The 26732-nt window shown below is 60.0% G+C and carries 24 protein-coding genes; 9 read left to right on the top strand and 15 right to left on the bottom strand.

The genetic code is table 11. The features are described from left to right. The 3 genes from AC4FIJ_RS03315 to AC4FIJ_RS03305 form a co-directional block, all read right to left on the bottom strand. The coding region (locus AC4FIJ_RS03315; protein WP_490335289.1) for a hypothetical protein at positions 1–239 on the bottom strand (239 nt) is incomplete at its 3' end. Positions 240–368: 129 nt separating this feature from the next. Continuing rightward, the gene (locus tag AC4FIJ_RS03310) at positions 369–2504 is read right to left on the bottom strand and encodes a GumC family protein (RefSeq protein ID WP_490335288.1); all 2136 of its coding nucleotides are present in this window, start codon (positions 2502–2504) and stop codon (positions 369–371) included. Positions 2505–2764: 260 nt separating this feature from the next. Next, positions 2765–3673 carry a hypothetical protein gene (locus tag AC4FIJ_RS03305; RefSeq protein WP_490335287.1) on the bottom strand — a complete coding sequence of 303 codons (909 nt, stop codon included), beginning with the start codon at positions 3671–3673 and terminating at the stop codon, positions 2765–2767. 43 nt (positions 3674–3716) lie between these two features. Between AC4FIJ_RS03305 and AC4FIJ_RS03300 the strand changes: the two genes are divergently transcribed. Beyond that, on the top strand, positions 3717–4025 hold the full coding sequence (locus AC4FIJ_RS03300) for a hypothetical protein (RefSeq protein WP_490335286.1): 309 nt from the start codon (positions 3717–3719) through the stop codon (positions 4023–4025). A gap of 269 nt (positions 4026–4294) precedes the next feature. Further along, complete coding sequence (locus AC4FIJ_RS03295; protein WP_490335285.1) at positions 4295–5416, top strand: glycosyltransferase; 1122 nt, start codon at positions 4295–4297, stop codon at positions 5414–5416. Here the strand turns inward: AC4FIJ_RS03295 and AC4FIJ_RS03290 are convergent. Further along, entirely contained in the window at positions 5413–6552 is a 1140-nt protein-coding gene (locus AC4FIJ_RS03290) for a glycosyltransferase (protein WP_490335284.1), read from the bottom strand. The two genes, AC4FIJ_RS03295 and AC4FIJ_RS03290, sit on opposite strands and share 4 nt — an antisense overlap. Before the next feature lie 4 nt (positions 6553–6556). Continuing rightward, positions 6557–7279, bottom strand: coding sequence for a class I SAM-dependent methyltransferase (locus tag AC4FIJ_RS03285; protein WP_490335283.1), 723 nt, complete (start codon positions 7277–7279; stop codon positions 6557–6559). A gap of 85 nt (positions 7280–7364) precedes the next feature. Between AC4FIJ_RS03285 and AC4FIJ_RS03280 the strand changes: the two genes are divergently transcribed. Further along, entirely contained in the window at positions 7365–8219 is an 855-nt protein-coding gene (locus AC4FIJ_RS03280; protein WP_490335282.1) for an ABC transporter permease, read from the top strand. Further along, positions 8219–9466 (top strand): ABC transporter ATP-binding protein, encoded by a 1248-nt coding sequence (locus tag AC4FIJ_RS03275; protein WP_490335281.1) that lies wholly within the window; start codon positions 8219–8221, stop codon positions 9464–9466. Before AC4FIJ_RS03280 ends, AC4FIJ_RS03275 begins: the two co-directional genes overlap by 1 nt. On the opposite strand, the gene AC4FIJ_RS03270 is transcribed toward AC4FIJ_RS03275, so the two are convergent. The 10 genes from AC4FIJ_RS03270 to AC4FIJ_RS03225 all read right to left on the bottom strand — a co-directional run bounded on the left by AC4FIJ_RS03270 (position 9463) and on the right by AC4FIJ_RS03225 (position 20757). After that, positions 9463–10422: a glycosyltransferase family 2 protein gene (locus tag AC4FIJ_RS03270; RefSeq protein WP_490335280.1), complete on the bottom strand. Its 960-nt coding sequence runs from the start codon at positions 10420–10422 to the stop codon at positions 9463–9465. The two genes, AC4FIJ_RS03275 and AC4FIJ_RS03270, sit on opposite strands and share 4 nt — an antisense overlap. Further along, positions 10415–11305 (bottom strand): glycosyltransferase family 2 protein, encoded by an 891-nt coding sequence (locus AC4FIJ_RS03265; protein WP_490335279.1) that lies wholly within the window; start codon positions 11303–11305, stop codon positions 10415–10417. The genes AC4FIJ_RS03270 and AC4FIJ_RS03265 overlap by 8 nt, the downstream gene beginning before the upstream one ends. Next, positions 11302–12252 carry a glycosyltransferase family 2 protein gene (locus AC4FIJ_RS03260; protein ID WP_490335278.1) on the bottom strand — a complete coding sequence of 317 codons (951 nt, stop codon included), beginning with the start codon at positions 12250–12252 and terminating at the stop codon, positions 11302–11304. Before AC4FIJ_RS03260 ends, AC4FIJ_RS03265 begins: the two co-directional genes overlap by 4 nt. Next, entirely contained in the window at positions 12249–13208 is a 960-nt protein-coding gene (locus tag AC4FIJ_RS03255; RefSeq protein ID WP_490335277.1) for an NAD-dependent epimerase/dehydratase family protein, read from the bottom strand. Before AC4FIJ_RS03255 ends, AC4FIJ_RS03260 begins: the two co-directional genes overlap by 4 nt. Continuing rightward, positions 13205–14365: a Gfo/Idh/MocA family protein gene (locus AC4FIJ_RS03250; RefSeq protein WP_490335276.1), complete on the bottom strand. Its 1161-nt coding sequence runs from the start codon at positions 14363–14365 to the stop codon at positions 13205–13207. The genes AC4FIJ_RS03255 and AC4FIJ_RS03250 overlap by 4 nt, the downstream gene beginning before the upstream one ends. 68 nt (positions 14366–14433) lie before the next feature. Beyond that, positions 14434–15321 (bottom strand): glycosyltransferase, encoded by an 888-nt coding sequence (locus AC4FIJ_RS03245; RefSeq protein WP_490335275.1) that lies wholly within the window; start codon positions 15319–15321, stop codon positions 14434–14436. Between the two features lie 71 nt (positions 15322–15392). Then, complete coding sequence (locus AC4FIJ_RS03240; RefSeq protein ID WP_490335274.1) at positions 15393–16379, bottom strand: glycosyltransferase family 2 protein; 987 nt, start codon at positions 16377–16379, stop codon at positions 15393–15395. 1 nt (position 16380) lies between these two features. Continuing rightward, the gene (locus tag AC4FIJ_RS03235; RefSeq protein WP_490335273.1) at positions 16381–17376 is read right to left on the bottom strand and encodes a polysaccharide deacetylase family protein; all 996 of its coding nucleotides are present in this window, start codon (positions 17374–17376) and stop codon (positions 16381–16383) included. A gap of 43 nt (positions 17377–17419) precedes the next feature. Then, positions 17420–18379, bottom strand: a complete 960-nt coding sequence (locus AC4FIJ_RS03230) for a glycosyltransferase family 2 protein (protein WP_490335272.1) — start codon at positions 18377–18379, stop codon at positions 17420–17422. Positions 18380–19281: 902 nt separating this feature from the next. Continuing rightward, positions 19282–20757, bottom strand: a complete 1476-nt coding sequence (locus AC4FIJ_RS03225; RefSeq protein WP_490335271.1) for an exopolysaccharide biosynthesis polyprenyl glycosylphosphotransferase — start codon at positions 20755–20757, stop codon at positions 19282–19284. Between the two features lie 471 nt (positions 20758–21228). Here AC4FIJ_RS03225 and AC4FIJ_RS03220 point away from each other — a divergent pair, with 471 nt between their 5' ends. Genes AC4FIJ_RS03220 through AC4FIJ_RS03200 form a run of 5 tightly spaced genes read left to right on the top strand, consistent with a single transcriptional unit; the run spans position 21229 to position 26705 of the window. Continuing rightward, on the top strand, positions 21229–22395 hold the full coding sequence (locus AC4FIJ_RS03220; RefSeq protein ID WP_490335270.1) for an isovaleryl-CoA dehydrogenase: 1167 nt from the start codon (positions 21229–21231) through the stop codon (positions 22393–22395). A 10-nt stretch (positions 22396–22405) separates the two neighbouring features. Beyond that, the gene (locus tag AC4FIJ_RS03215) at positions 22406–22693 is read left to right on the top strand and encodes a hypothetical protein (RefSeq protein WP_490335269.1); all 288 of its coding nucleotides are present in this window, start codon (positions 22406–22408) and stop codon (positions 22691–22693) included. A gap of 6 nt (positions 22694–22699) precedes the next feature. Further along, positions 22700–24307, top strand: a complete 1608-nt coding sequence (locus AC4FIJ_RS03210; protein WP_490335268.1) for a carboxyl transferase domain-containing protein — start codon at positions 22700–22702, stop codon at positions 24305–24307. Positions 24308–24312: 5 nt separating this feature from the next. Continuing rightward, positions 24313–24804, top strand: coding sequence for a hypothetical protein (locus AC4FIJ_RS03205; protein ID WP_490335267.1), 492 nt, complete (start codon positions 24313–24315; stop codon positions 24802–24804). Beyond that, complete coding sequence (locus AC4FIJ_RS03200) at positions 24801–26705, top strand: acetyl/propionyl/methylcrotonyl-CoA carboxylase subunit alpha (protein ID WP_490335266.1); 1905 nt, start codon at positions 24801–24803, stop codon at positions 26703–26705. Before AC4FIJ_RS03205 ends, AC4FIJ_RS03200 begins: the two co-directional genes overlap by 4 nt. The last annotated feature ends 27 nt before the right edge of the window (positions 26706–26732 follow it).

The raw sequence follows: 26732 nt of genomic DNA, 5'->3' as shown, positions 1-26732 counted from the left end.
ACCATCGGCCGCCGCAAATGGGCCCGTAGGTTCTGATCAGTGCAGGTTGGTATTAACGCATTGAGCGGATCAAGAACGGGGATGATCCTGCCCATCTGCGCCGATGCACTTACTATAAGTAAGGCCAAGGCGATTACCATCTTGGCGATTGTTCCAATTCGGCGAAGTCGTTCGGATGAAGGCTGTACATGGCCCTCGCCATAGCGGTTAGAATTGAGGCGGGCGGCAACTTTGGACATCAAGCCTTCGCGAAACCCATATTCGTGTTGCGGTGCGACATTCTACCGTCCGCATGGCCAAGAAAGCAAACGCCCTACCCTCGTATCAGCCTCAGCCGGGCAGGCAATTTAACCGGTTTGCCCTGATGCTTACTGCGCTGGGGGCTGGTAATACGGTTCGTAATACATCTCATCTTTGCGGAGCATCGCGGTGGCCTTGAGATTAACTTGGGTTAGCAGCGTACCTAGCAGAGTCGCATCGGCGCGACGAAGTTGCTGGATAGTCATCTGCACGTTCCGCACTTTGGTCTGCCGCCAGCGCACGACCAACAGAGTTACGTCTGCCATCGCGGCCAACGCCTTCGTTTCCGCAACCGGCAACACCGGCGCCGTATCGATGACGATAAAATCAAAGCGCGCCCTTAATCGTTCGAGAAGTTCCTCCATTCGTGTGCTCTGCAGTGCGTCAAGGTTTGGAATGCCGCGCACCTTTTGCGGCAGCAGATACATGCCGGTGGACTCGTCGAGAAGCAACGCGTCATCCAAGGTGGCGCTGCCGTCGAGTACATCCAGCAGCCCGATTTCTCTCCCCAAAGACATAGTGCGGCTGGTGGCGGTGCGCCGCGTGTCGGCGTCGATGAGGAGGGTTTTGATACCGGCCATGGCGGTGGTGCGCGCGAGGCAGATCGAGCAGGTGGTCTTGCCTTCACCCGAGGATGTCGACGTGATCACAACAATCTTGGCAAGCTGCTTTGGCTGGCCCACGCGCATCGCGGTGCGAATGCTGCGGAATGCCTCGTTAAAGACCGACCCGTCATTGTTGACGACGTAGTTGGCGATATCGAAAGTCTGCCCGCCTTTGAAGGGCATATCCTTGACAGTCGCGAGATTTGGGATCGCGGCGATTACCGGAATGCCGAAATGACGTTCAGCGTCATCGCGAACCATCACGCCCTTTTCACGCAATTCAAGGAAGAAGGTCGTAGCGCCGCCCGCCGCAACCGTACCGAGCAGTGCGATAAGGGCGAACACGATCGGATTGGGCGAGGACGGCAACTGGGGCGCCGCCGCCTTGGCAATTACATATGCTTGGCTCTTTTCGGTGCCCGATGTCGCCAATTCGGAACGATAGCGTTCGAGGAAAACCTGATAAAGATCGCGCGCGCTTTGCGCCACGCGTTCAAGCTCGTTCAGGCGCACCGAGGCATTGCTGCCGGAAACCAACCGACCCTCCGCGCGGTTCAGCGCCGATTCGAGCGCGGCAACGCGATTGCTGGCTATGGAGACATCGTCCCTTATGCCTTGCTGCATCCGCGAGGTTTCGCGCTTGAGATCGGCTTTAATTGAGGCAAGCTGAGTTTCCACGCGGACCCGTTCGGGATGATTGGGACCATAGCGTTCCGCCAGTTTGGCGCTTTCGGCAGAAAGCTGCGCGGCTTGGAGCCGCAGGTTCCTGATAAGATCGGAACTGCTGACCATGGTGCCCGCGTCGTTCGAGTTGGCCTGTGCCTGTCCCTGAGCAACGGCTAATTGCGCGCGCGCCTGCGCAAGCTGCATGTTGAGATTGCCGATCTCGTCCTGCACCGCGGTTCCATCGCCGCCGATTGTAACGAGGCTGTTCGCGGCTTTATAGCGGGCGACCGCGCTTTCGGCTTCGATCACGTCGTTGCGGAGGCCTTCAAGCCGACCTTCCAGAACGGAGATGTCACCGGTGCGAACCGACTCCGCCGAAATGACCTGTCGATTGATATAAGCCTCAACGATATCGTTGGCGACGCGTGCGGCTACTTCCGGATCGCTAGAGCTATATATCACTTCGATCACGTAAGACGCACCCTGACGCTGCGCGCTCAGCTTGGTGAGGATGCGGTCGGTCGCTTCGCCTACCGAGATCGGAGCCGACTTCTCTCCATTTGTTGCTGCGTTAACGAATGCTGCATCTTCGTTCAGCTTATGGGTTTCGACCGACCGACGCACCACTTCCGGCGACAGCAGTATCGTCACCTCGGTATCGACGGACGGCATGTCGATCAGAACGTTCGAACTACCGTCGCCAGGCGTGTTGATTATACGTTCTGGCTCGCGTTCGAGACCGACAAGAGCAACCGCGTCGAAACGCTTGTCGCTAAAAAGGAAAATCGAGGCCACGGCGGCAAGTACGATCACAACCGCCGTCAGCGCCGACCATTTACGACGTGCCAACGCATCGCCGATGGCACGAAAATCGATAAGGTTCTTCGCACCGCCTTCGTCATTATACGTGTCGAAGGCGTAGTCTGGCATCATGCCGCCCTCGCGTGTGTTTTCGCTATCGTGAATCAAGGATCATGGCCCGATGCGGAATTTAGTCATGGAAGCGAAGCTGCTATCGAAAGGGCATTCTGGCAAGGGGCGTAACCCTTTAGGCCCAAATCGGGCCCGATTACGCGAGCGGACATGCGCAGTGCAAGCCATCTCGCTGCTGCAGCATTGTCAATCTATAGATGTAGACGTCTTTGGTCTATCAGATTTATCGACAGTTTATGGGGTTCGCAGACCGTCCAGTCCTAAATATCGATCCTGTTCAGAACCTTTACCGACGATCCGGCGTAGGAACTGCTGGCGTTGAGCACCTGATTCGGGTCGGCAACCAGCGTGCCAATTGTCAGCGTAACGGGTCCGCCTTCGGCTCGAAAAGCTGGCACCGTCGGAGCCCCTGTTAGAACCAAGGTTTCAATATAGACTGATGAGGCATTGCTACTTCCCCCCTTGGCAATAATTGCGGCGAAGCGGTGCGTTCCCATCTCGATGAGACCGTGCGATTGCGACGACCACAGCTTAATGCCTTCGCGGCAATTTTCGAGATAGACATTGTCGACCGTAACATCACCCTTGATGTCAAGGCAGGCGTCGCTGGCGTTGACAATGCGACCATTTTGGATAGTACCGCTGTATCCGCGCTCCGTCGAAATTCCATCAACATTTTCGTATTGGCTGCCCGATGCCATCCACAGATCGCGAAAGTCGAACCGGTCGATAGTGAAATTGCCGGTATCGGCGCTGGTTTTCCCCTTCAGTGCGATGGCCGCCCATGCTTCCGCCGCATTTGGGGCGGGCGAGGCGGTGTCGCCTTGGAAGACGAGATCTTGCATGACGGCCGTCAGAAACCCACCGGTGGTGTTGATGATGCCCATTCCATAGGTCTTATTGGCCTTCGCCCTTGAGGCTGCAATTCTATCGACCGTAATGTACTCGAGGGAGCGCCCGCGCATGATTGGTCCGAAATCGCGCGCGACAATATTGCTCATCACTAGTGATGATACTTCGTCTGCACGAAGCAAGATGGCGCCGCCTTCGATTTTAATTTTCGAAACATCGACGCTGTGATCGGTACTGTATATTGTCTGGGGCGTTTCATAGGCCAGCCAGTTTGGCAAGGCGGGGGGAGCGATATTTGGCATCGCGAAACGGGGCACCGCCCTATCCGGCGCTATGATGGGCGTAGGCGCCGGTTTGTGGGTGGACGACGAGGTCGAGGAAGACTCGGTTGTCGGCGTTGCCGCAACGGTGACCGGCGACGAAGATCCGGTGGCACTTTCGGTCGCGCCGGTTACGGACGTGGTTTTGCTCGACCGCACTTCGCCATCGCCACCGCAAGATACTAGTATGAAGGCCATCGCCAGCACACTGGCGGACCGGACCGGGGATGACACAATGCGTTCGCTGGACATGGGCCAATTTGTGGCCAGATTGCATTACCGAAGGGTGTCGGCAAATGGTAAACAGCGGCGTAACCCGCGCATGCCTATAATGGTCGGATTGTTCTAGTCGGTTTTACACAACGTCAAACCGCCACTTCCTGTAGTATCTACCTTATAGAATTGCCCCCCCCCCAATCCGTTGTCGACCGCGATGACAAGGATGTGGTTTGCGTTTGTATCTGGCAGATCACTGCCAGAAGTACTGAAATGGCACGCAGGAAATGTTTTGATCGACAGCGTAGTTCGCCATCGTCATGGCAGTGAAGCCAGATTTTTGGTATAGGCGACGGAATTTGTGATGGGTCAACGCATCAGCGCGATCGGGAGGTGGCGGCAATGCCCCGCATAGCCGTTGTCGGTCTGCGCGGCATGACTAATGTGATTGGCGGGATCGAAACCCACTGCCGCAACCTCTATCCTGCCTTGGCGAGCAAGCGGCCGGATTTCGACATTACCATCTACCAGCGGAACGCCTATCATCACGAAAATGCCAGCTTGCCACCCAATCTGACGGTCCGCCCAATCTGGGCTCCGAAGCGGCGGGCAGCCGAGGCTTTTCTGCACACGCTGTTCGCGATCCTTGCTGCCAGCCTCAACGTGCGTCCGCGGATATTGCATATCCACGCTATTGGGCCCGGATTATGGACTCCGCTGGCGCGCCTGCTTGGCATGAGGGTGATCGTCACAATTCATGCGCGTGATTATGATCGCCCCAAGTGGAGCTGGCCGATCGCTGCTGGCTTGAAACTCGGCGAAAATCTGAGCTGCCGCTTTGCCAACGCCGTCGTTTGCGTCAGCCAAGCGGGTCTGCAAGATATCAGCGCCCGTTATCCGCGCCATACAGCTCGCTTCCATGCCATTCCACACGGTCTTGACCCGCCGCTGGATCCTGACGGGGCAGGTGCCGGCGTTTTCGATGAGCTGGGCGTTCAACCAGGCCGATATCTGCTGGCCGTCGGCCGTTTCGACAGAACCAAGCGCTTCCACGACCTTGTCTGCGCCCGGCAGGCACTGAGGAAGGAAGCCATGCCCCTGGTTATCGTGGGCTCTGGCGTGGGCGATCATGAAGTTTTCACCGATCTAGTTGACGACGGCGTCGTGCTGGCCGGGTCGCGTTTTGGCGATGAATTGGTGCAGCTTTATCGCAATGCTTCGCTCTTTATCCATCCGTCGCAGATGGAAGGGTTTGGGCTTGTCGTGCTCGAAGCACTGAACACCGGAATCCCTATAGCGCTATCGGACCTTCCGCAGCATCGAGAATTTGGTCTCGCTGATCATTGCTATTTCAAAGTGGGCGACATTGCCGCCATATCCAAGATCATGGCGCACCAACATCACGCAGCGTTCCGGCCGGCCCTTTCTCCCTCGGCGCTGATGCAATTCACACATGCAGGAATGGTTGAAAAATATGAACAGCTGATCGAGGAAATCGGTTTCGACGAGGAAAACCGGCCCTAGCGGTCGAGCATATTGCGCAGAATGTGCCAGTATTGTGCGACGATCCTGTCTTGGGGGAAATCGCCGATACGCCTGCCTGCCGCCTCGCCAAGCTCTTCACGCAAGCGCGGATCGCTGGAAAGAAGGGCAATACCTTGCGCAAGCGCCCTCGTGTCATCCATCGGCACCAATAATCCTGCTTCTGCCCTCACAACTGTACCGGTTCCGCCGGCAGAGCCCACCAGCAGTTCCGCGGGCCCGGAAGGGCAATCAGTCGAAAGCACTGGTAGACGTAGGGCCATCGCCTCAGCGACGGCATTGGGAAAGCCCTCGTTGCGCGACGCTGAGACGAGGAAGCGCGCACGTGACACGACTGGAAGTGGATCGATGAGATGGCCGGGCATGTGTACCCGCCCATTCAGCCCCTTGACCCGGATTTGTCGCTCCAGTGCGCCTCTCTCTGGTCCGTCACCCAAGATGACGAGCTCGTACGGGGGGTTGGCCATTAAATAGGCATCTATCAACCCGGCCAAATTCTTTGCCGGCACCATCCGGCCAACAGCGACGATGTAATTCGCCGGCATCCCGGGCACAGGGTCAACCTGCGCGGCGGCCGCGATTGCGGTCGGATCATAGGGATTGGGCACCACCGACAAATGAGCCTCCGGCACGCCGAAATGGTCATGCAGATCATCCGCCACGCCCTGCGAGACGGCCAGCACGCGGTTGCAACAGCGATAGCCAAGCAGCAGCGCAAGCCGCAGAATTGCCCTGACCGCCGGCCGGTAGCGGCCCGCGAGATGTGAACTGACGTGCATCCGCTCGCACGCGATCACCGCCGCCTTGCTCCGGCGACAGCGCCAGTACGCAGCCGCAAGGTTCGACCGGATCAGAAACGAGACGACGAGATCCGGCGAGAGCGAGTCAAGCCGCGCATGGAGTTGCACGATGCTGCGCACCAGGCTGCCGCGCCCGTTCAGCACATGTTTGCCGTCGACGGGAGCCATGGCGCGCATTTCCGGCTCTTGGTCTAGAAGTACTAGATGCACTTCATACCGCGCCGCCCATTCCGGGCGTCCGCGCAGAATGATGTCGAGCACACGCTCGGCCCCCCCACTGCCGATGGAATTGATGACGAAGGCAATACGCCGCGTCACGCGATCACGCCTGTGCAGTCGCGGGCTTCATGGCGCGGGCGCAAATCACCACGGGATAGCCCGGATCGGGTTTCCTGAGGGCCGCGAGTTCGACTTCCTCGAGAACAGCACCATGCAGGAAGGCGGTAGCCGCATAGACATTGCCAAATGTTTCGATCGCATGATTGTCGTGACCGAAGTTTTGGTTTAGCAGTTGCTTTACGCTGGCGTAGCTCAGCGACCAGTACCAGCAGTCCTTCCAGGCAAAGGGATCGATCGGCGAAATGCCCGGCACGGTCAGGAGCAGGGTGCCGCCCGGCGCTAGCGCACGGTAAAGCTGCCGTATACCCTGCTGCACGTCAAATAGAAGATGCAGGGTTTGGGTGAAAATGATGCAGTCGAATGCACCGGATTCCAGCACATCTGGATCGCACACATCGCCCACCATCGTTGCCTCTGGTGAGTCCTTATCGACATGCAGCACGTCCTGCCGGCTGATGGCCGAACCGCCGAACCGCCGCGAATAGACCGCATCGCCAATTTCGAGTACGCAGCCACGAATGCAGTCAGCGTTCGCCTCCACAAACTCTTCGATATACAGCCGGTCGACAGGCGTTCCCCGTTCCCAACCGAAATTGCGCGACAGCGGCTCGGACGTGGCGGCCGACCGGCACCGATAGAGCAGTCGCTGCAGCGCAGGGGGTGATCGACGCCGCACCGCCCGCAATGTATCGTGGACTCTTCCCATGGTAGCGGCCCCTGTCACAAGACCGGCCATTGACGGCCGACCCGGTTTCGTCTGTATCAAGCAGAGCGAGGGATGTTAAGGACGCATGGCAATCAACCGGCCGGGGCGCGGCACTAAAACCTGGATCGACGCCGAGCGCCATTTTCCAGATCTTGGCCTGCGCGCCGTGTGGGGGCGGGCCGATCTATTGCTTTTCCTTGCGCGGCGCGACATCAAGGTGCGCTACCAGCAGACCTTCTTTGGCGTCCTGTGGGCGCTGTTTCAGCCGCTGATAATGGTTGCTATCTTCTGGGTGGTATTCGGACGCTTCGTCAAGGTGGATACGGGGAATATTCCCTATCCGCTGTTCGGCCTTGCCGGGCTGATCCTGTGGAACCTGTTCATACATTCCGTGACTAGCGCGGCAAATAGCCTGCACAACCACCGCGAAATGATTGGCAAGATCTATTTTCCCCGCCTTTTACTGCCATTCTCGACCGTGGTTACCAGCGTTATCGATTTCCTAATTGCGCTGGTGCTGCTGATCCTGCTAATCTCACTGTTCGCCCCGTATGGCGGTATCTGGCTTTCGCCGCGGATCCTGCTGGCGGTTGTGGCTATCTTAATTACGCTGATGGCTGCGGCCGGGCTTGGCGCGGCGCTGGCCGCACTGAACGTGATGTTCCGCGACCTCAGGCAGCTTGTTCCGATCATTTCGCAAGTTGGACTGCTGGCGACGCCTGTCGCTTATCCTCCGCTTAGCGGATCGGAACCACTGGCCCTGCTTTATTATCTAAACCCCATGGCGGGGCAGGTCACACTGTTCCGTGCAGCGCTGCTGGGTACTCCGTTGCCGTCACCGCTTGCGCTAGGGGTCTCGGTCGGATCGGCACTGTTGATGTTCGTGGGTGGCCTGCTGCTGTTCGGCGTGCTGGAACGCAGGCTGGCGGATATCCTGTAATGGGCGATTTCGCGATCCGGGCAGAGCATGTGTCGAAACGCTATCGCCGGGGGCTGTGGGCGCATGAAACCCTGCGCAGCTTTATGGCGAGCCGCTTGGCGCAAATCCGCGGCCGTGAAAATATCGACACCGGCTGGTTCGATGCGCTTCACGACGTGTCATTCGACTTGCGGCATGGCGAAAGCGTAGCGCTGGTCGGCGACAATGGTGCAGGCAAAAGCACGATTCTCAAGATCCTGTCGCGCATTACCCCGCCCACGACGGGCCGGATCTACCTCAATGGCCGGGTGGGTTCGCTGCTTGAAGTCGGGTCGGGCTTCCATTCAGAACTGACCGGGCGCGACAACATTTTTCTGAACGGCCTGCTGCTTGGCATGTCGCGGCTGGAAGTAGCCAGCCGTTTCGACGAGATCGTGGCGTTCTCGGGCGTTGAGCAATTTCTGGACACACCGGTCAAGCGTTACTCCAGCGGAATGTATATGCGGCTTGCTTTCGCGGTGGCCGCGCATCTTGAGACCGAGATCCTGCTTGTAGACGAAGCACTTGCAGTGGGCGACCTCGCCTTCCAGCAGAAATGCCTCGATCGGATGAATAGCTTTTCGGCATCAGGCCGTACGATCATCTTCGTAAGCCACAACCTTACCGCGATTCGTTCGCTGTGTGAGCGGGCAATCCTGATCGACAAGGGTGAGATAGTTGACGACGGGCCCACCGGAAGGATCGTCCACCGCTACCTGCAGGCGCATCCGGGTGGAAACCGCAACCCGACCTTTTTCGAACCGCAGAGCGCGCCCGTGTCGGGCCGGGTGTCTGTGCTGGGCGCATCGGCGCGTCCGCGCGCCGGTGCGGTGGGCGACCCGATCCATGTGAAAACCGACATCGTGGTGGAATTCAACATCCGAATCGCACCGGAGGAGGGCGGGCACGACCCGCGGGTCCACCCCTCAATCATGCTGCGCAATGCGGGCGGTGAACTTATCTTTTCGGTGAGTCCGCCCGAAGAACCTTCCAAATGGTCCGCTGGAACTTATCGGCTAAAGTGCCATGTGCCTCGCGATATTTTGAATGACGGGCTGCATGTTGTGGGATTGGAGATCCGCGAAATCGGCAGCGACCCTCTGCTTCTTCCCCGACTGCTTGAGATCGATGTGATGGACCATGATGGCGATCGTTTTGGCTGGTATGGCGTCTGGCCGGGCCTTATACGTCCGCGACTTGCATGGGAACGGGAGCGAACCGGGGATTAACCCTTGGCTGGGGAAGGCGGGCGGTGGAAGGATCCGCCCGGTCTGCCCGCCAGCTTAAGGCCCGCGCGGCGCAAGCGGCGCCACGCCCTGTACCATGCTCGTCCCTGATGCTGCATGCGCCAGCGCGCCTTTCGGCTGGCCCACCTGATGCGCGCTTCGTGCGGGTGTTCACGCGCCAGCGAATCCACGTATTCCAGGAACCGAAACCTTGCGGGGTGCCTCTCGTGCATATAATAGTCCCCGGCCGCGCTAGCCCGGGCTGAAACGGATTTGGAGTGCTGGCGATATCGGGCCGCATTCGCGTCATCGATATAGACCGGATAGTCGAGCATGATGTGCGCCCAAGCGGTCTGGTCTTCGTATAGTCGGAAAGTTTCATCGAAACCGCCTGCCTTGCGCAGAATATCGCTTCTGATCGTCACGGCGCAGGTGCAGGGCACCGGGCTTTCGCAAAGCAGCAGTACCGAGATGAGTAGGCTTGGCGCTTCGTGTAGCCGTCCGGTCAAGGTGCCCATGCTCTCGATCCGGTCCGAGGCAGGATCGTCAGGATGCCACCAATACGTCGGGCCATAGACCATGGCCGCCTGCCGAAATCGCGCCATCAATTCAACATGGCGCGCGATCATGCCGGGTTCGTACAAGTCGTCTGCATCAAGGAAGGCAACAAGCGGCCCGCGCGCCGCGGACAGGGCGCGATTGCGCGCGGCTGCCGGGCCCAGCGGTCCCGAGGAGAGTGCCGGCAACACACTAATACGGGGATCGGTTTCTGCCGATTCCTGTGCTAACGCAAGGCTTCCATCACGCGTTCCGTCGTCGATCAGCAGCAATTCCCAGTCGGCGAAGGTCTGTGCCTGCACCGATGCGATCGCATCACCAATATAGGGTCCGGGGTCGAGAAACGGCATAAGGATCGAGACCGCAGGAGCGGATGAAGTGCTAATTGGTGGATCAGCCATGGCGGCGCACCCTGGCCAGTAATGTCTGGCCCGACTGCCGGATAAGCTGCTTCGACATCTGAGCGAGAACCCGGCGGCGCGCGTTCGTGACCGCGCGCAGCATCGGGCGCGAGGCCAGATGCCTCCCCTTCAGATAGGCGAGTGTGGCAGCAAGGTAGCGCAGATGGGCAGCAGCGGATGGCAAACCGTCTCCCATCTGGGCAGTGCAAGCATCGACATGACTGCGATAGAGCGCGACGCATTTATCGGACACATGGACCCGAAACTGCGCCAGCAAGCGCGCATAGAACACTTGGTCTTCGAACATTTGGCGAAATGCGGGATCGAATCCACCGGTGGCAAGGATCGCGTCGCGCCGGATCAGGCTGCCGCAGCTGGTTGGACTCTGGCAGCGGTTTTCCATCAGTTGTTCAAATAGTAGAGGAGGGTCATAGGCCCGCCCCGGCTCCACGCCTAGATCGTAGTAGAAATCGTCGGCATCGCGACCGCTTTGCCAGCTATGCCATATCTTTGTACGGCCATAGACCATGGCGAGTAAGTGATCGGCATCGAGTATGGCGCGCTGCGTCGAAAGCTTGTCGGCCATCCATACATCGTCGGCATCGAGGAAGGCGACATAGTGTCCGCGCGCCTCGGCGATGCCGAGGTTGCGCGATGCGCTCATCCCCATATTGGCATGCTCCGGGTGGCACGCGGTGCGGATTCGGACGTCGGCCGCCATCGCTTCGGCAATGATGGCAGCGGTTGCGTCGCTGGACCCGTCATCGACGATGATCAGTTCCCAGTCGGCATCGTCCTGCGCAAGGATACTGGCGATCGCCTCCCGCAGGAAGCGCTCTCCGTTTAGGCAGATAATAATGGCCGTTATGGCGGGACCTGTCATGGTTGCTCCGACCCCGGATTTCGTCGAAGTGCTTGATTAGGGCCCCCGCGCGATCGCTCGCGGATGTGCCCCCCTGCAATCTCCAGCATGGCGATCGGTGCCAGCCGGGCGAGCGCGATGCCGCGCCTGACGATAGCGCGCCGGTCGCCACTCCTTCGCCGACACGCGCTTTTAAGTTGTCCGAACCAGCTTCTGACGTAATAGCCTTTTGCCCAGACGATGCCCCGGTCGAGGTGCTGCACCAGTCCTGCGGCGGCGGCATCCTCGCGCCGTGCCTCAAGCACCTGCAACACCCAGCGGAGCATGAAGGCCGGATCGTGCGACATGTTTGCGCCGTGTTGCCAGTATTCCGCCAGCACCTCGGGTCGGCAGGCGATCGGATGACGGTGCGCGATCCTGAGATAGAGATCGTAATCCTCGCAAGCGGCAAGCGAACGGTCGAATCCGTCAGCTTCCTCCAGCATCTTGCGCCGATAGAGGACCGTGCCATGCATGCCCACAGGATTCATTTCGAGAAAGGCCCCGAAGGAATCCGGGGGGACTGGATAGAAAGTCGCGCGGTGGCGGCAGTCGGGATAGACCAGTTCATATCCACCATAGGAAAATGCGGCATGTGGACTGTTGCGCAGGGTTTCCAGAGAAAGAGCGATGGTATCCGGCTTAAACCTGTCGTCGGCATCAAGGAATATGATCAATTGAGAAGATGTTTCGCAAATGCCCCGGTTGCGCGCGGCGGAAAGTCCTCCATTGGCTTGGCGCAAGAGACGCACGCCGGCATAATTCGCGACCACGCTGCTCGGGTCGTCGCGCGATCCGTCGTCGACCACTACGATCTCGTCCGCAGGTCGGCTCTGCTCCAAGACGCTTTCGATCGCCGCGCCAAGGAAATGCGCGTGGTTGTAGGTGGGGATCACCACTGCGACCGTCTCGTCCAGTGCCGCGTTCATGAACGTATCCACGGCCTTTCGGTGCGGAGCCAGCGTTCAGCATCCCGCTTCGACTGCGCCAACGACACGGGAGGAACATAGCCCAGCAGACGCTTGGCTTTTGTTTGGGGCAGGCGGACTTGGCAAGATTGAAGCAACGCCAACTCTGCGCTGATGCGGGGCGAATAGCGATTAAACATGCGGCGCAACAAGCGACTGACGCGGCGCTCCTCAATGGCATCGTCAAACGGTTCGGGCGCATCCGGCAGATCGTTGAGTGAACGGCCCATTGCCGCCGCAATCGGTTCGTAAAGGTCGCGCCAGCGCACGACCTTGTCATCGCCGATGAAAATGGCTTCTCCAGCCGCTTGCGGTACGGTGAGGGCAAGACGCACCGCCTCAACCAGATTGTCGACATGACAGGCGTTACAGATATTGTCGCCCCTATTCACCAAGCAGGCGCTGCGATCATGCATGGCGCGCGCAAACATTCTAAGCCAGCGCGAACCGGGTCCATGTACGATACCGGGCCTAAGGATAACAATTTCGGGGGTGGAGGCAGCGTTTGTTGCTTGAAGCAGGCGTTCGGCTTCCACCTTGGCGTTGTTGTAAGCGATGGGCTGACCGGTTTGGAGCGGGCTACTTTCGTCTGTGCCCACTGCCGGGGACTGGCCATGGACCGAGGCGCTTGAGAGATAGACGATCCGCCGCACTCCAGTCCTGCGCGCGGCCTCAAGCAGCGGGGCGATCGCGCCAGTGATGGTAGCGGGATCGCCCGCGATTGCATGGACGGCGGCATCGCATTTGGCAATTGCATGGGTCAGCGCATTAGAGTCAAGCGCATCCGCGACGCGCATGTCGGGCGGTTGTCCGGGTCCAGTGCGACCCACAGGAACGGTTTCAAGACCGGCCTCAACTAGCTTTTGCACAAGCCGGGCACCGATGAAGCCTCGCGCGCCGATCACCGCCACCTTCACGACCCGGCCCCATCGATAGCGATCACCGCACGTGCTACGTCGAGCGCGCGTTCGCCAGACATGACAGGTTCCCCGCCTTCGGCCAGTGCGCGGGCAAGATCGGCAATACCGGAGGCATAATCGATCTGGTGCCGGGCAATTCGCTCACGCCAGGTGGCGCGTGGCGACAGGTCGGACAGGCTGCCGTGCAGCCCAAAAAGCGCCCTTAACAGCGCATGGCGACGAATAACGGGGAAACCTTCCGCGCGCATCGTCGTATCGCTATGCCGCCGCAGATAGACAGGTGCCTTTCCATGCCAGCAGGCATCTGTGAACAGTTCGCCCCGGTCGCCGATCACCCTGAAATGCTGGTCGTGGGGTGCGATGGTGCTACATGTGAGGCGTGCGGTCACCCCAGAACGGAAGGTGACGCAGGCTACCGAGAAATCTGGCCCAGGAGCGATTGGGCCAAGTCCCTTGTCTGGGTCGAGGGTGCGCGAAAATCCACTCACCGCTTCGATGGGGCCGAACATTATCGTCATCCAGCCAAGGTGATAGCACGCATGCTGCAGCGTACAGCCGGTCGCGAGCTCGTCCACCCATGGCCATGGCGTGCCCTGGGGCGAGGCCCATTCCTGCGGCCGCATCTGGTGTACGGGCCCATCGTCGAGCTCAGCGTAGACCAACCGCACCGTGCCGATGTCTCCGCGCGCGATTGCGAAACGCATGGCCTGCGCGGTCTCGCTCAAAACTGTGCAGGGCGCACAGGCAAGGTGCAGCGACCTTGCGCGGGCCAGCGCGACCAGCTCTCCGGCCTCGGCGATGTCGAGCGCCATCGGCTTTTCTGAATATACATGCTTGCCGGCCATTAAGGCCGCGCGCGTAATGGCGGCATGGCTGGCCGGGTTGGTTAGATTGACGATGATCGCGATGTTCGGATCGGCCAGCAGGACGTCTAAGCTGGCGACCGTGACCCCCGGGTTACGCCCCGCGAAAGCCGCCGCGCGGGCATCGTCGCGGTCATGCACCGCGCGAAGCATCAACATGGGCCATGCTGGCAGGCAGGCGGCATAAAAGTCGGCTACAAAGCCGCATCCGACGATCGCGATGCCGATCGGCCTGCTGCCGGAGGCAGGTCCGATGCCGGGCAGGGCTGGATAGGGTGCCCTAGCTGCCATGCCTTCCAGCCGATCTAGCAGCTGGTGACGAAAGCGCGACCGCGCGCGCCCGAAAAAGCCGCCGCCTGTCATGACACGCGCAAGAAGATCGCGGCGGCAGAGCGCAGGGTACGCAGTCCGGTTACGAAACGCAGCGCCATGCACGCATGGGCTCGAGCGTCGGCAAACCGCCCTGCGCGATTAAGCGCCCGTCCACGCTCGATGCATCGCGCGGCATAGAGCCTTGCAGCGCCGCGCAGGATCTGACGCTGGCGATGCGGCGGGAGGAGGGGGGCGAAGAGGTCCATTGCGCGCCGGGTATCGCGCATTTCGCGGGCATTGTGCATGGCCCTTGCTGTAGCCGAGTTTTCATGCACCCTGTAACTGGCAAGGACGCGTGGATCGTAATGGATTGCATGATGCGCGGCGATCCGCACCCACATTTCCCAGTCCTCGGCACTTTGCAGCCGTTCGTCGAACCCGCCCAGCTGCTCCCACACACTTCGCCGTACGGCAATCGACGGGGTGACGATCCGCTGTCCCGATGCCAGCACGGCCAATGCGTCCGGTAGCCGGCCAGGGAAGGGTGCCTCGGCTTCAGCGTGCGACAGTGCGGCGCCATTCCCATCGATGACGCGCCAGCGGCAGAAGGCTGCACCGACCGCGGGATCCGCAAATCCGCTTTCCATCGCGGCATAAAAACCTGACGACACGCAATCGTCGCCATGCAAAAGATGTACCAGCAATCCGCGCGACTGCCGGAGGCAAGCGGCGAGATTGGCATGCAGCCCAAGGTTTCGTGCCTGTCGATAAAATTGGATCCTCCCGCGCCCCAGATCCTCCACCACCGAAGCGGGATCGTCGGAGGAGGCATCGTCGACCACCACGATGTCCATCGCGTCGGGCCCCGGATCCTGCGCAAGTACCGAACGCAGCGTTTCGCCGAGGTAACGGGCGCAGTTGTAAGTGGGGATCATAACCGACCAAAGCGGGCGCCGCGTAGGATCGTCGAGAGGAGGGATCGCTTCCCGACAGGTCGAGCTCCCCGTCATGATTTTGGTTCTGTCATGTCACGCTTCGCAGCAGCCAGTGATTTGCCCAAAAGGTTAGACCATTTACGCCAGCCGATCGAACGGGAGACGCTGCCTGTATGCGCACTGTGCCATAAGCAAGTCAGTGCTTCGGAAAACTCGCGGTTCGAAAAATGGCGCTCGGCAAGTCCGCCGTAGAAATATCCCGCGCCTCGCGCCGCCTCTTTCGAGGGATCGAACGCGGATACCCGTGCGGACAGGCCGCGGGCGGTGTGTTTGTAAAATTCGGCAATCCGCTCCATTTTATCCTGTACCCTGCGCGCAGCATAGGTCGATCCCGCGTGCAGTTGGTAGACCGCAACGGGTTCGTTGATGAAGGCCAAGTCGCCATGCGTGGCCGCTGCGGCATAGAGAGGCCAGTCGGTCAGAAAGAATTGATCGTACCAGTCTTCGTCGATCTCGCGGAGAGCGCTCCTGCGCAGCATCCCGGCGGCAGTTGCGAAGGGGTTGCCCTCCCAAATGCGCGAATGGTCGATGGTGCGCGGCTGGCTTTCCGACGTCCAGAGCCGCGCCGCTCTGCTCCGGTCGCCATTGCCAACGTATCCCTCGGCTGTGGCATCGAGTGCCCATGCATTGTGGAAACAGCCTGCCAGCGTGGGGTCTGTATCAAGGATGCGAACTTGCCGGGCCAGCTTGTTGTCCACGGTCCAGTAGTCGTCCGCGTCCAACAGCGCGACATAGCGTCCACGCGCCATTTCGAGGGGGCGACGTACGATCGTGTTCGAAGCGCTGTTGCTTTCTGAAAGTACGAGACGAACGCGCGGGTCGCGCGCGGCCGCGTCGACGATAAATTCGCGCGTGCCGTCGGTTGAGCAATCGTCGTGGATGATAATCTCGATCTCGCCTGCGCCGGTTTGCATTTGCGCTGATCTCAACGCTTTATCGATATAGGCGATCTGGTTGTAGGCGATGATTAGGACCGAGACGGTGATTTTCCTCTCCATATTAAACCCTGGCCAGCATGGCCTGCAGCATGGCGGCATTCCAAGGCCCCGCTGCGATCCGCGGCAAGGCGAAAATATCCGACCCGCGTCTCACCGGACCGTACACTGTGCTGCATGCACCCATTAGGCCGCGCCCTTTTACAATATCCACGTTCTGGGCATTATAGTGCCCGTATGGATAGGCGAAGGTCGCGATGTCTTCACCGCGTAGCGCCGCGCATTCCGCGAGGCCGGTCGTAATCTCGTGCAACTGTTCGTCAGCCGGCCGATCGGTCAACGATATATGGTGTAGGGTGTGACCGCCGAAATCGATGATTCCCAAAGGCAGGGCTGCCGCCTCTTCCGCTGACATCGGGCGGTGGCTGGCGCGCGCACCTTGGGCTACCGCTGCCTGCCGTCGCAAATCATCTATCTGAGCCCGGATCGCGCCGGGAGACTGCGGCAAAAGGAAGCGCCAGATCGCATCGATCGCTTCCTGCCGGGCGGTCGCGGGGGGAGCATCGCGGTGGCGCTGTGCGTCGCCGCTGTTGGGTGGACCGATTTCCCATTCCTCGCGGCCCCTTTCTCCATCCAGAGCGAGTCGTTTTGCATGCGAGGCTGTGACGATGCGTTCCAGATCGTCCCACCAGAACTCGCGTTCGGGATCGAGCAGGCGCGTGGCCAGAAAAAACGTGGCGCAAAGCGACCGCTCGGCCAGCATCGGTGCGGCCAATCGCGCATTGCACGCATAGCCATCGTCGAATGTGATGGCGCAGGCATTGCGTGGCAGCTTACCGGTGGCATGCAGTTCGATCAGCATGTGTAGCGGCATGACCAAGCGATTAACGGCAAGCCAATCGAGTTGCTGGCCAAAGTTCGCAGCGCTGACGGCCAAGCCCCAAGGGTCATAGCTCTCTTCGGCAATCCGGTGATACATCAGAATAACCGGTCCAGCCGGCCTGCGACTGGCGATCGAAAATGCGCGCTCGGAAATTCTGCGGATCAGCGACCTAACCATTGCGCAGCGGGCTCCCCACAAACCTTCGCGATCGGGGCGTGCCTTAAAATGTGCGATGCGCCCGATCGGTCCTCAATATGCTGCGATAGAGACCTTTTGCCAACTCGCCCAGATTGGTTACGGCCAGCACCGCATCACTGCGCAGCATCTCTCTCAGCAGGAATGCGGCATCGCCCGGCTTCCGCATCCGGATCGCGCGACCCAACATAAATCGCATAATGCGCAACCTCCCGGCATGGAATACACCCTCCAGTTCAGGATGCCGCTCAGTGAATTCTGGCACCACGATATCGCGAGACCGCAGAGCTTTGCGGGGATCGCTTGACATGTTGGCCTGCGTTTCGCGATATCCAACCAGGCATTCGCGCACGAGTGCGAAGCGATGCCGCTCCGCGATGCAGAAATAGACCTTGTAATCCTCGCATCCCTCACCGCCTCGCGCGCGCAGGGAGGGATCGAACCCGCCGATCTCCCGTAGAGCGCTGGCCCGGATCAACGCGCCGCTGCCGTGCCCGACGATATTGCGCATCGCCATAGCTTCGAGCACGTTGCCCTCGGCAGTACTGCGGCAATCGTCTGTCCGCACCCGGTCGTCGGCATCGATGATCGAATACCAGCAATAGGTCAGGCCGACCGCAGGATCGGCCATAGCAGCAAGCTGGTGTTCGATCTTGGTCGGCTTCCATAGATCGTCGGCATCGAGTGGGGCGATAAAATTGCCGCGTGCCTCAGCGATGCCCCTGTTGCGCGCGGCGGCTACGCCCGCATTGGGCTGGCTGAGAACGCGGATGCGCGGATCAGCCTGCGCATGCCTTTGGGCGATAACAAGGGAACCGTCACACGAACCGTCGTCAACAACAATGATTTCGATTTGTTTAAAGCTTTGGCCACACGCGCTCGCCAGGGTCCGGTCAATGGTTTTTGCAGCATCCAACATGGGTATAATAACGGACACCAGCGGCACAGCGTTACCAGCTTCAACAGGATGATGCTGGTCTCTCATTGGTATTGGCGGGGAAACTCTCATTTTAGCATTTCCAAAGCGCGCACCATTTAGCCGACACTCTGCATGATGAAGCCGTCTCCGAACCGATTAACGTGAATCCTGCAGGCAGTATCTAGAGGCTTAACTTGAAGCTTTCAAAAGAAATATCGGGCAAACGGAATGACAGAATTGGCATGCCTGGGATAATCCTTGCGGAGCGAGCAGACCGCGTCGGCTGCCGCAGCGGCGGTTAATCGCTCCAGACTAGCACTCCAAAAATAGCGGTGTCAGTCTCTCCTACCCGCTTATCGCGGATTCTCTTGTTTTGTCGGAACATGCTCCCCCGCTCATCTTTGATCTCCTCTGGAGACTTGTCGGTGGCATATGCCACCGCAGGCGGAATTTCCTGCTGCACCCTCCTGTCATGCCCAGGCCAAGCACGTCGACAACGCCAGCCGTGACCTAACGTTCTTTCCTCGCGTCTTCGATCGGAGATGAAACCTTTAGAGTGGCTGACGCCGATGCACAGTAGACTATCATCGCGCCATAGTTGCGCGTCGTGACCACATGACTTTAAGTGCAGCCATTCAAGGGCTACTCCGTCATGTCCGCCCGGAATGCGACCGGCAGGCGTGTGACAGCTGCCTCGCCAATGAACCTCATCAAATAAAGCATGGGAAATTCCTAAAGCCGGACTGGTGAATATGGTTCATTCCGAAGCCAAAAATTCCACAAATAGCATGCCTTACCTTTTAAATGGCGGTTTAACACAAATAACGATTCACAAATCCAAACACTTCTGACGGCCAACCTCTCACAGAACTGCTAGCTCCCAAACCATTGGTCTCAACCCGGTCAGAAACAGCCATTGCTTTTCGATGTGAGTACTTGTGATTGCGGTCTGGTTCCACACGGACGAATCAGAATGCTTTATCATGAATGAGAACACGAAATGTCAGAAACATGATGTAAATATCGGTCCAAGGGGTCCAGCGAGCTATATATTCGAGATCAGCTTGTAGCCGTCTGGACAGATCCAGCTCACAAACGGTAGCGCCGCGATAGCCACGGACCTGCGCAAGCCCAGTCAACCCTGGACGCAGCGAATGCCGGTGCCAGTACCGTGCATCGATCTCCCAAAATAGCTTGTCACCGGCCTGCGACCCAAGCGCGTGCGGTCTAGGGCCCACAATCGACATGTCGCCTAGCATGACGTTCCACAACTGCGGAAGTTCGTCGATGCTTGTTTGGCGTATTAGCCGACCAACACGCGTGATCCGTTCGTCATCGCGCGAGACCGATTGCACTCCATTGGCGTCGGCCTCCGCTACTCGCATCGAACGGAACTTGTACATTCGGAAAAACCGATTTCCGCGTCCCATCCGCCGCTGAATGAAGAAAATCGGGCCTCCATCCTGCACCTTGATGAGAAGTGCGACCAGCAGAAGCAACGGAGAAAGCAGGAGCAGGGCAATAGCGGCAAAACTGAAATCGATGATGCGCTTGATCGCCCGGTTGCGCAGCGAAAGTGGCCGCGCGGATACGATCATCGACGTGAAATTCTTGTGACGACGCAGTCCGATGGCGCCAAGCTCCCGCCCAACCTCGGTTACGACTTCGCCGTCGATCCCCGCCGCACGCAGGAAAAAGGCCCAGTGCTTGCGCTTTTCCATTGGGCAACTGACGATAACCCGGTCCATATTCTCGATATAACGGCCTAGGCGATCCAGGGCGCGGGGATTGTCGAAACGAATATCCAGGCGGTTGTCGCCGACATTGACAGAATAGGCATTCGATGCGTTCACGGCAGGTCCGCCATCATCGACGATAAGGACATTCTGTGCACCGGGGCCCCAATTGTTCCTGACATACCGCACGACGAATATGCGCAGCGCTGACATCAGCAGAACCGATAAAGCGGTACCGACGGTAAAAGCGATGCGCGAGAAATCTTCCGATATCTTTGCATAGAACGTCACAAAGAGGAGCAGACCGGTGGCAAGAATAATGGCCGAAATAACACGTGAGATGGCAAAACTGGCGCGGGTTAGCGATCGCGCCGAATAGGTTCGATTATAAAGTGCCAGCACCGCGAACATGGGCATAAGCAGCAGAGCCTGGCGCATCGCGGTGGGAAGCAGGAAATTATCGGATCTCACCGCACCAGAGATCATGAACGAAACCATGATGATCGCCAAGTCGCAGATGAACATAAGCGCGTAGGTCTGCAATCGCAGCCGCTCAAGCGAAGGGGCGAACGGGCGGATCGCCTTTCCCCGCCAGTTCGCTATCTCCACATGGGTGTTCATCGCGCTGGCTTCTCCGTCAGGCGCACGCACGTCGAGGCGGTTAACCGTAGCCACTTCAACGATGTGCTGCCCAACATCGGTCGTCATGGGATTTCCATTTCGACATCGTGAAACAACCTTTCGCAATGTTCCAGCGCATCACGGCGGTGGACATGCAAACTCGCGGTAAGCCGCCCCGAAAACTAGCCAGGATGACGATTTTGCATCACCATCGGAAAAGCCTGAATCCGCAGTATCGTTCAAGCAGGGAATATTGCAGCGCAAGACGTTTGTTGCAATGCAATATATGCCGAATATCAACCCTTGAGACGACTGCAAACGTCTGAAGGTTCCCGATTAACCCTAATTTGCCGCCATGGGGCGGAAGTTTGGGGGCAGTGACGGCGCTGAAACGCCTGCCGTTAACCATAATCCTGCAGCATTGCAGCAAGCCGGGGGCCGGTTCGAGCCGGCGCTTGTCGCGTCTTAGGCGATTCCGGCTTGAAACCTTCCCCTGTCTCACCCTACGGGACGTCCAACAGCCTTGCCGATCGCAGAGCGGGGCGAAAAGAGGATTCCATGCGCGCCACTCCCGATTTCGATTTCGCCCTAGGCGAGACCGCCGACATGATCCGCGACACCGTGTCGCGCTTTGCGGACGAGCAGATCCAGCCCCGTGCCGCCCAGATCGACCGTGAAGACGCATTTCCGCGCGATTTGTGGCAGCCCATGGGCGAACTTGGCCTGCACGGCATCACCGTGGGCGAGCAATGGGGCGGGCTGGGCCTCGGCTATCTCGAGCATCTGATCGCGGTCGAGGAAGTGTCGCGGGCCAGTGCCTCTGTCGGCCTGTCCTATGGCGCGCATTCGAACCTGTGCGTGAACCAGATCCATCGCTGGGCTTCGGACGCGCAAAAGGACAAATATCTGCTCAAGCTGGTCAGCGGCGAGCACGTCGGCAGCCTTGCGATGAGCGAGGCGGGTGCCGGCAGCGACGTTGTGTCGATGAAGCTGCGCGCCGACAAGGTCGATGGCGGCTGGAAGCTGAACGGCACCAAGTTCTGGATTACCAATGCCCTCTATGCCGACGTTCTGGTCGTCTATGCCAAGACCGAGCCGGATGCAGGTCCGCGGGGCATCACGACTTTCCTGATCGAAAAGGATTTCGACGGGTTTTCGATCGGGCAGAAGATCGAGAAGCTGGGCATGCGCGGCTCCCCCACGGCGGAACTGGTGTTCGACGATTGCTTCGTGCCCGATGAAAACGTGATGGCGGGCATCGGCGAAGGCGTCAAAGTTCTGATGAGCGGCCTCGACTATGAACGCGTGGTGCTGTCGGGCGTGCAGCTTGGTATCATGCAGGCCTGTCTCGATACGGTGATCCCCTATCTGCAGGAGCGCCAGCAGTTCGGGAAACCGATCGGATCGTTCCAGTTGATGCAGGCAAAGCTGGCCGACATGTATGTCGCGCTGCAGTCGGCGCGGTCCTACTCCTATCTTGTCGCCAAGGCATGCGATGCAGGACAGACTACCCGCTTCGATGCGGCCGGCACGATCCTGCTGGCCAGCGAAAACGCGTTCCGCACCGCGAACGAGGCGGTTCAGGCACTGGGCGGCGCGGGCTACACGCTCGACTGGCCGGTAGAGCGATATCTACGCGATGCGAAACTTTTGGACATCGGCGCGGGCACCAATGAGATACGCCGGATGTTGATTGGGCGGGAGCTACTCAAGACCGGCAATTGAAGGATATCTCATGAGCGAAACCGTCCTTAACGCTTTGCAATATTATGGGGCGGCTGCCGCCCTGCTCGCCGCTTTCCTCGTTTCGCTCAACCTCGGCGTGCGGCTGACGGGCTGGGCGTTCGTGATCTTCGTAACGAGCTCGATCGCGCTGATCGCCTGGGGGTTCCTGAATGACGAGGGCGTGGGGATCGGCTGGCAGAATATCGGCCTGCTCGCGATCAATGTGGTGGGCGTCTATCGCTATCTGATTGCCGGAGGCCCGGATAATGAAAAAGCAGAGCATGCCAAGGGAGAGTAATGCCGAATGACTGCGCCGGTTCTGACATCGAAACTGGATCGCGAAAGCCCCGAGGCGAAGCAACGCGCGGCGCATAACCGGGCTCTGGCCGAGGACTTGCGCGCCAAGGTGGCGCAGGCCGCGCTGGGCGGGTCCGAAAGGCACCGCGAACGCCATGTGGCGCGCGGCAAGCTGCTTCCCCGCGACAGGGTGGAGCGACTGCTCGATCCCGGTTCGCCCTTCCTCGAGATCGGGCAGCTGGCCGCAAACGGCATGTATGAGGCCGATGTCAGCGGCGCGTCGATGATCGCGGGGATCGGGCGCGTCTCCGGTCGGCAGGTGATGATCGCCGCCAATGATCCGACCGTGAAGGGCGGGTCCTATTACCCGATAACGGTGAAAAAGCACCTGCGCGCGCAGGAAATCGCCCGGGAAAACCGGCTGCCGTGCATCTATCTGGTCGACAGCGGCGGCGCGAACCTGCCCTATCAGGCCGAGGTGTTTCCCGACCGCGACCATTTCGGCCGCATCTTCTATAACCAGGCGAACATGAGCGGCATGGGCATTCCCCAGATCGCCTGCGTGATGGGAAGCTGCACCGCGGGCGGTGCCTATGTGCCCGCAATGAGTGACGAGACCGTAATCGTGCGCGAACAGGGCACGATCTTTCTGGCGGGTCCGCCGCTGGTGAAGGCCGCCACGGGTGAGGTCATCAGCGACGAGGATCTGGGCGGCGGAGACCTGCATGCGCGCAAATCGGGCGTAGTCGACCATCTGGCCGAAAACGACGAGCATGCGCTGACCATCGTGCGTGACATCGTCAGCCATCTGGGCGCGAACACCGGCGCGGCGAAGGAAATCGATATCCGCGACCCCCGCCCGCCCAGGTTCGACGCCGAGGATCTCTATTCGATCATCCCGGACGACGTGCGCGCGCCCTATGACGTGCACGAGGTGATCGCGCGGCTGGTCGACGGTAGCGAGTTTCACGAATTCAAGCCGCTTTATGGCAACACGCTGGTCTGCGGCTTCGCGCATATCTGGGGCATGCCGGTCGCGATCCTTGCCAACAATGGCGTGCTGTTCAGCGAAAGCGCGCAAAAGGGCGCGCATTTCATCGAACTGGCCTGCCAGCGCCGCATCCCGTTGCTGTTCCTGCAGAATATCTCGGGCTTCATGGTCGGCGGCAAGTATGAGGCGGAGGGCATCGCCAAACATGGCGCAAAGCTGGTCACCGCCGTCGCCACCGCGCAGGTGCCCAAGATCACCGTGGTGATCGGCGGCAGTTTCGGCGCGGGCAATTATGGCATGTGCGGACGCGCCTATTCCCCGCGGTTCATGTTCACCTGGCCCAATGCGCGCATCAGCGTGATGGGCGGCGAGCAGGCCGCCAGCGTGCTCGCCACGGTCCACCGCGATGCCTCGAACTGGAGCGAGGAGGACGCCGAGGCGTTCAAGGCCCCGATCCGCCAGAAATACGAGGACGAGGGCAATCCCTATTACGCCACCGCCCGCCTGTGGGACGACGGCGTGATCGACCCTGCGCAGACCCGCGATGTGCTGGGCCTGGCGCTTGCCGCCTCGCTTGAGGCGCCCATTACCGAGCGTGCTGCGTTCGGCATTTTCAGGATGTGATCGCCATGACGCTTGCGCTGTTTGCTTCCGCCCTTGTCCTGTCCGCGACCGCTTCCGTGCCGCCGCCGATGGAAGGCGACGATCGCACCGCCATTCTGGCCACCATCAACGCGCTGTTCGACAGGCTTGGCACCGCCGATGGGGAAGGCTTTCGCGAAGTGCTGGCGCCTGAAGGCACGATCTTCATCCACAATCTGATGGATCCCGCGGATCCCAAGCTGATCGTACGATCGAACGCGATCATGACGGACCGCGAAGGACCGGACGAGCACCGGCTGACCGAGAAGATGGGCATTCCCACTGTGTTTCAGCGCGGCGACATGGCGCATGTCTGGGTGCCCTATGCGTTCTGGATCGATGGCGAGAAATCCCATTGCGGGATCGATTCCATATCGCTGTCGCGCAGCGAAGGCGCGTGGCGCGTCACCAACATGTCCTACACGGTCGAACCCACCGAACGCTGCGCCGAACTGGGCGCGCCGGAGAGCCCCGAATGATCTCGAAACTGCTGATCGCCAATCGCGGCGAGATTGCCTGCCGCATCATCCGCACTGCGCGCGAGTTGGGTGTCGCCACGGTCGCGGTCTATTCCGACGCGGATGCCAAGGCACTGCACGTGCGCATGGCGGACGAGGCGGTGCATATCGGCCCGTCGCCTGCCGCCGAAAGCTATCTGGTCGGCGAAAAGATCATTGCCGCCGTGAAGCAGACAGGGGCCGAGGCGATACATCCCGGCTATGGCTTCCTGTCCGAGAACGCCGCTTTCGCGCAGTCGGTGATCGATGCGGGTCTGATCTGGGTCGGACCCAAGCCCGCCAGCATCAGTGCCATGGGCCTGAAGGACGCGGCGAAGAAGCTGATGCGCGAAGCGGGCGTGCCGGTCACGCCGGGCTATGAGGGCGAGGACCAGTCGGTCGAGCGCCTGTCGGCCGAAGCGGACAAGATCGGCTATCCCGTGCTGATCAAGGCCGTCGCGGGCGGCGGCGGCAAGGGCATGCGAAAGGTGGACGCGCCCGCCGATTTCGCCGCCGCGCTGGAAAGCTGCCGGCGCGAGGCCAAGGCCAGCTTTTCCAACGACGAGGTGCTGCTGGAGAAATGGATCACTTCGCCGCGTCATATCGAGGTGCAGGTGTTCGGCGACAGCCACGGCAATGTGGTCCATCTGTTCGAACGCGACTGCTCTCTGCAGCGCCGCCACCAGAAGGTGATCGAGGAAGCGCCCGCGCCCGGCATGGATCCGGACACGCGCGAAGCGATCTGCGCCGCCGCCGTCCGCGCTGCCAAGGCAGTGGATTACGAAGGCGCGGGCACCATCGAGTTCATCGCCGACGCGTCCGAGGGCCTACGCGCCGACCGCATCTTCTTCATGGAAATGAACACGCGGCTGCAGGTCGAACATCCGGTGACCGAGGAAATCACCGGCGTCGATCTGGTTGAATGGCAGCTCCGCGTTGCGAGCGGCGAGCCGATCCCGCTGAAGCAGGACGAGCTGTCGATCAACGGCTGGGCGATCGAGGCGCGGCTTTATGCGGAGGATCCGGCGAAGGGGTTTTTGCCTAGCCCGGGGCGTATTGGAGACATGGAACTGGACCACCGTGTCCGCATCGAAACGGGCGTAGAACAAGGAGATATTGTCAGCCCTCATTACGATCCGATGATCGCCAAAATCGTGGTTCATGGTGAGGGTCGCGCCGATGCGATCGACATTATGCTCAACGCATTAGACAATAGTTACGTCGCTCCGTTGCGGACTAATCAGGGATTCCTCTTCGAATGTCTGGACATTCCCGAATTTCGCGACGCGGAACTGGATACCGGGCTGATCGAGCGAAAAGGCGATGCGCTGCTTCCGGCTGAGAGGGCCGGAGGGACTGCAATTGATGCGGCGGCGCGCCGGTTTCGACGGGACCAACTGGACTGGGAAGGCGCTTGGACGCCCGAGGGCCAACTACGATCTGGTCTGTTCGGATTCCGCTTGAACAGCCCGGTGAGAGAAGAGGTTACACTTTACGAAGGAGGCCAGGCTGTCTCCGGCGACAGTCGGAATCATGAGGCGTCCTTCGGCGTCTGCGCCACCATGACTGCGGAGCAGAAGATCTTCGTTACGGATCGTGGACACACTTATAGTTTTTCGGTTCGTGGACCAGACGGCACCGGCCACCATTCGGCCGCCGATGGCGCGATCCTGGCCCCCATGCCGGGCAAGGTCATCGCTCTCGACGTGGCCGAGGGGGACACCGTTACTACGGGCCAGCGCCTGATGGTGCTGGAAGCCATGAAGATGGAACACGCGCTGACCGCACCCTTCGACGGAACGGTGCGCGACCTTTCCGCCAGCGTCGGCGGACAGGTCGAGGTGGAGACGATGCTCGCCCGGATTGAAGCGGTCGAAGAGTAAGCGCCGCTACCGCACGGGTTGAAGCGG

The organism is Croceicoccus sp. (assembly GCF_983967925.1).
Note: the sequence above shows the minus strand (reverse complement) of the source record. Positions and strands in the feature narration are given on the sequence as shown.

Excerpts from the sequence above, each read along its gene's own strand:
- AC4FIJ_RS03310 (WP_490335288.1), bottom strand. The coding sequence starts at position 2,504 with ATGATGCCAGACTACGCCTTCGACACGTATAATGACGAAGGCGGTGCG.
- AC4FIJ_RS03295 (WP_490335285.1), top strand. The coding sequence starts at position 4,295 with ATGCCCCGCATAGCCGTTGTCGGTCTGCGCGGCATGACTAATGTGATT.
- AC4FIJ_RS03285 (WP_490335283.1), bottom strand. The coding sequence starts at position 7,279 with ATGGGAAGAGTCCACGATACATTGCGGGCGGTGCGGCGTCGATCACCC.
- AC4FIJ_RS03280 (WP_490335282.1), top strand. The coding sequence starts at position 7,365 with ATGGCAATCAACCGGCCGGGGCGCGGCACTAAAACCTGGATCGACGCC.
- AC4FIJ_RS03275 (WP_490335281.1), top strand. The coding sequence starts at position 8,219 with ATGGGCGATTTCGCGATCCGGGCAGAGCATGTGTCGAAACGCTATCGC.
- AC4FIJ_RS03270 (WP_490335280.1), bottom strand. The coding sequence starts at position 10,422 with ATGGCTGATCCACCAATTAGCACTTCATCCGCTCCTGCGGTCTCGATC.
- AC4FIJ_RS03265 (WP_490335279.1), bottom strand. The coding sequence starts at position 11,305 with ATGACAGGTCCCGCCATAACGGCCATTATTATCTGCCTAAACGGAGAG.
- AC4FIJ_RS03260 (WP_490335278.1), bottom strand. The coding sequence starts at position 12,252 with ATGAACGCGGCACTGGACGAGACGGTCGCAGTGGTGATCCCCACCTAC.
- AC4FIJ_RS03250 (WP_490335276.1), bottom strand. The coding sequence starts at position 14,365 with ATGGCAGCTAGGGCACCCTATCCAGCCCTGCCCGGCATCGGACCTGCC.
- AC4FIJ_RS03245 (WP_490335275.1), bottom strand. The coding sequence starts at position 15,321 with ATGATCCCCACTTACAACTGCGCCCGTTACCTCGGCGAAACGCTGCGT.
- AC4FIJ_RS03240 (WP_490335274.1), bottom strand. The coding sequence starts at position 16,379 with ATGGAGAGGAAAATCACCGTCTCGGTCCTAATCATCGCCTACAACCAG.
- AC4FIJ_RS03235 (WP_490335273.1), bottom strand. The coding sequence starts at position 17,376 with ATGGTTAGGTCGCTGATCCGCAGAATTTCCGAGCGCGCATTTTCGATC.
- AC4FIJ_RS03230 (WP_490335272.1), bottom strand. The coding sequence starts at position 18,379 with ATGAGAGACCAGCATCATCCTGTTGAAGCTGGTAACGCTGTGCCGCTG.
- AC4FIJ_RS03225 (WP_490335271.1), bottom strand. The coding sequence starts at position 20,757 with ATGACGACCGATGTTGGGCAGCACATCGTTGAAGTGGCTACGGTTAAC.
- AC4FIJ_RS03220 (WP_490335270.1), top strand. The coding sequence starts at position 21,229 with ATGCGCGCCACTCCCGATTTCGATTTCGCCCTAGGCGAGACCGCCGAC.
- AC4FIJ_RS03215 (WP_490335269.1), top strand. The coding sequence starts at position 22,406 with ATGAGCGAAACCGTCCTTAACGCTTTGCAATATTATGGGGCGGCTGCC.
- AC4FIJ_RS03210 (WP_490335268.1), top strand. The coding sequence starts at position 22,700 with ATGACTGCGCCGGTTCTGACATCGAAACTGGATCGCGAAAGCCCCGAG.
- AC4FIJ_RS03205 (WP_490335267.1), top strand. The coding sequence starts at position 24,313 with ATGACGCTTGCGCTGTTTGCTTCCGCCCTTGTCCTGTCCGCGACCGCT.
- AC4FIJ_RS03200 (WP_490335266.1), top strand. The coding sequence starts at position 24,801 with ATGATCTCGAAACTGCTGATCGCCAATCGCGGCGAGATTGCCTGCCGC.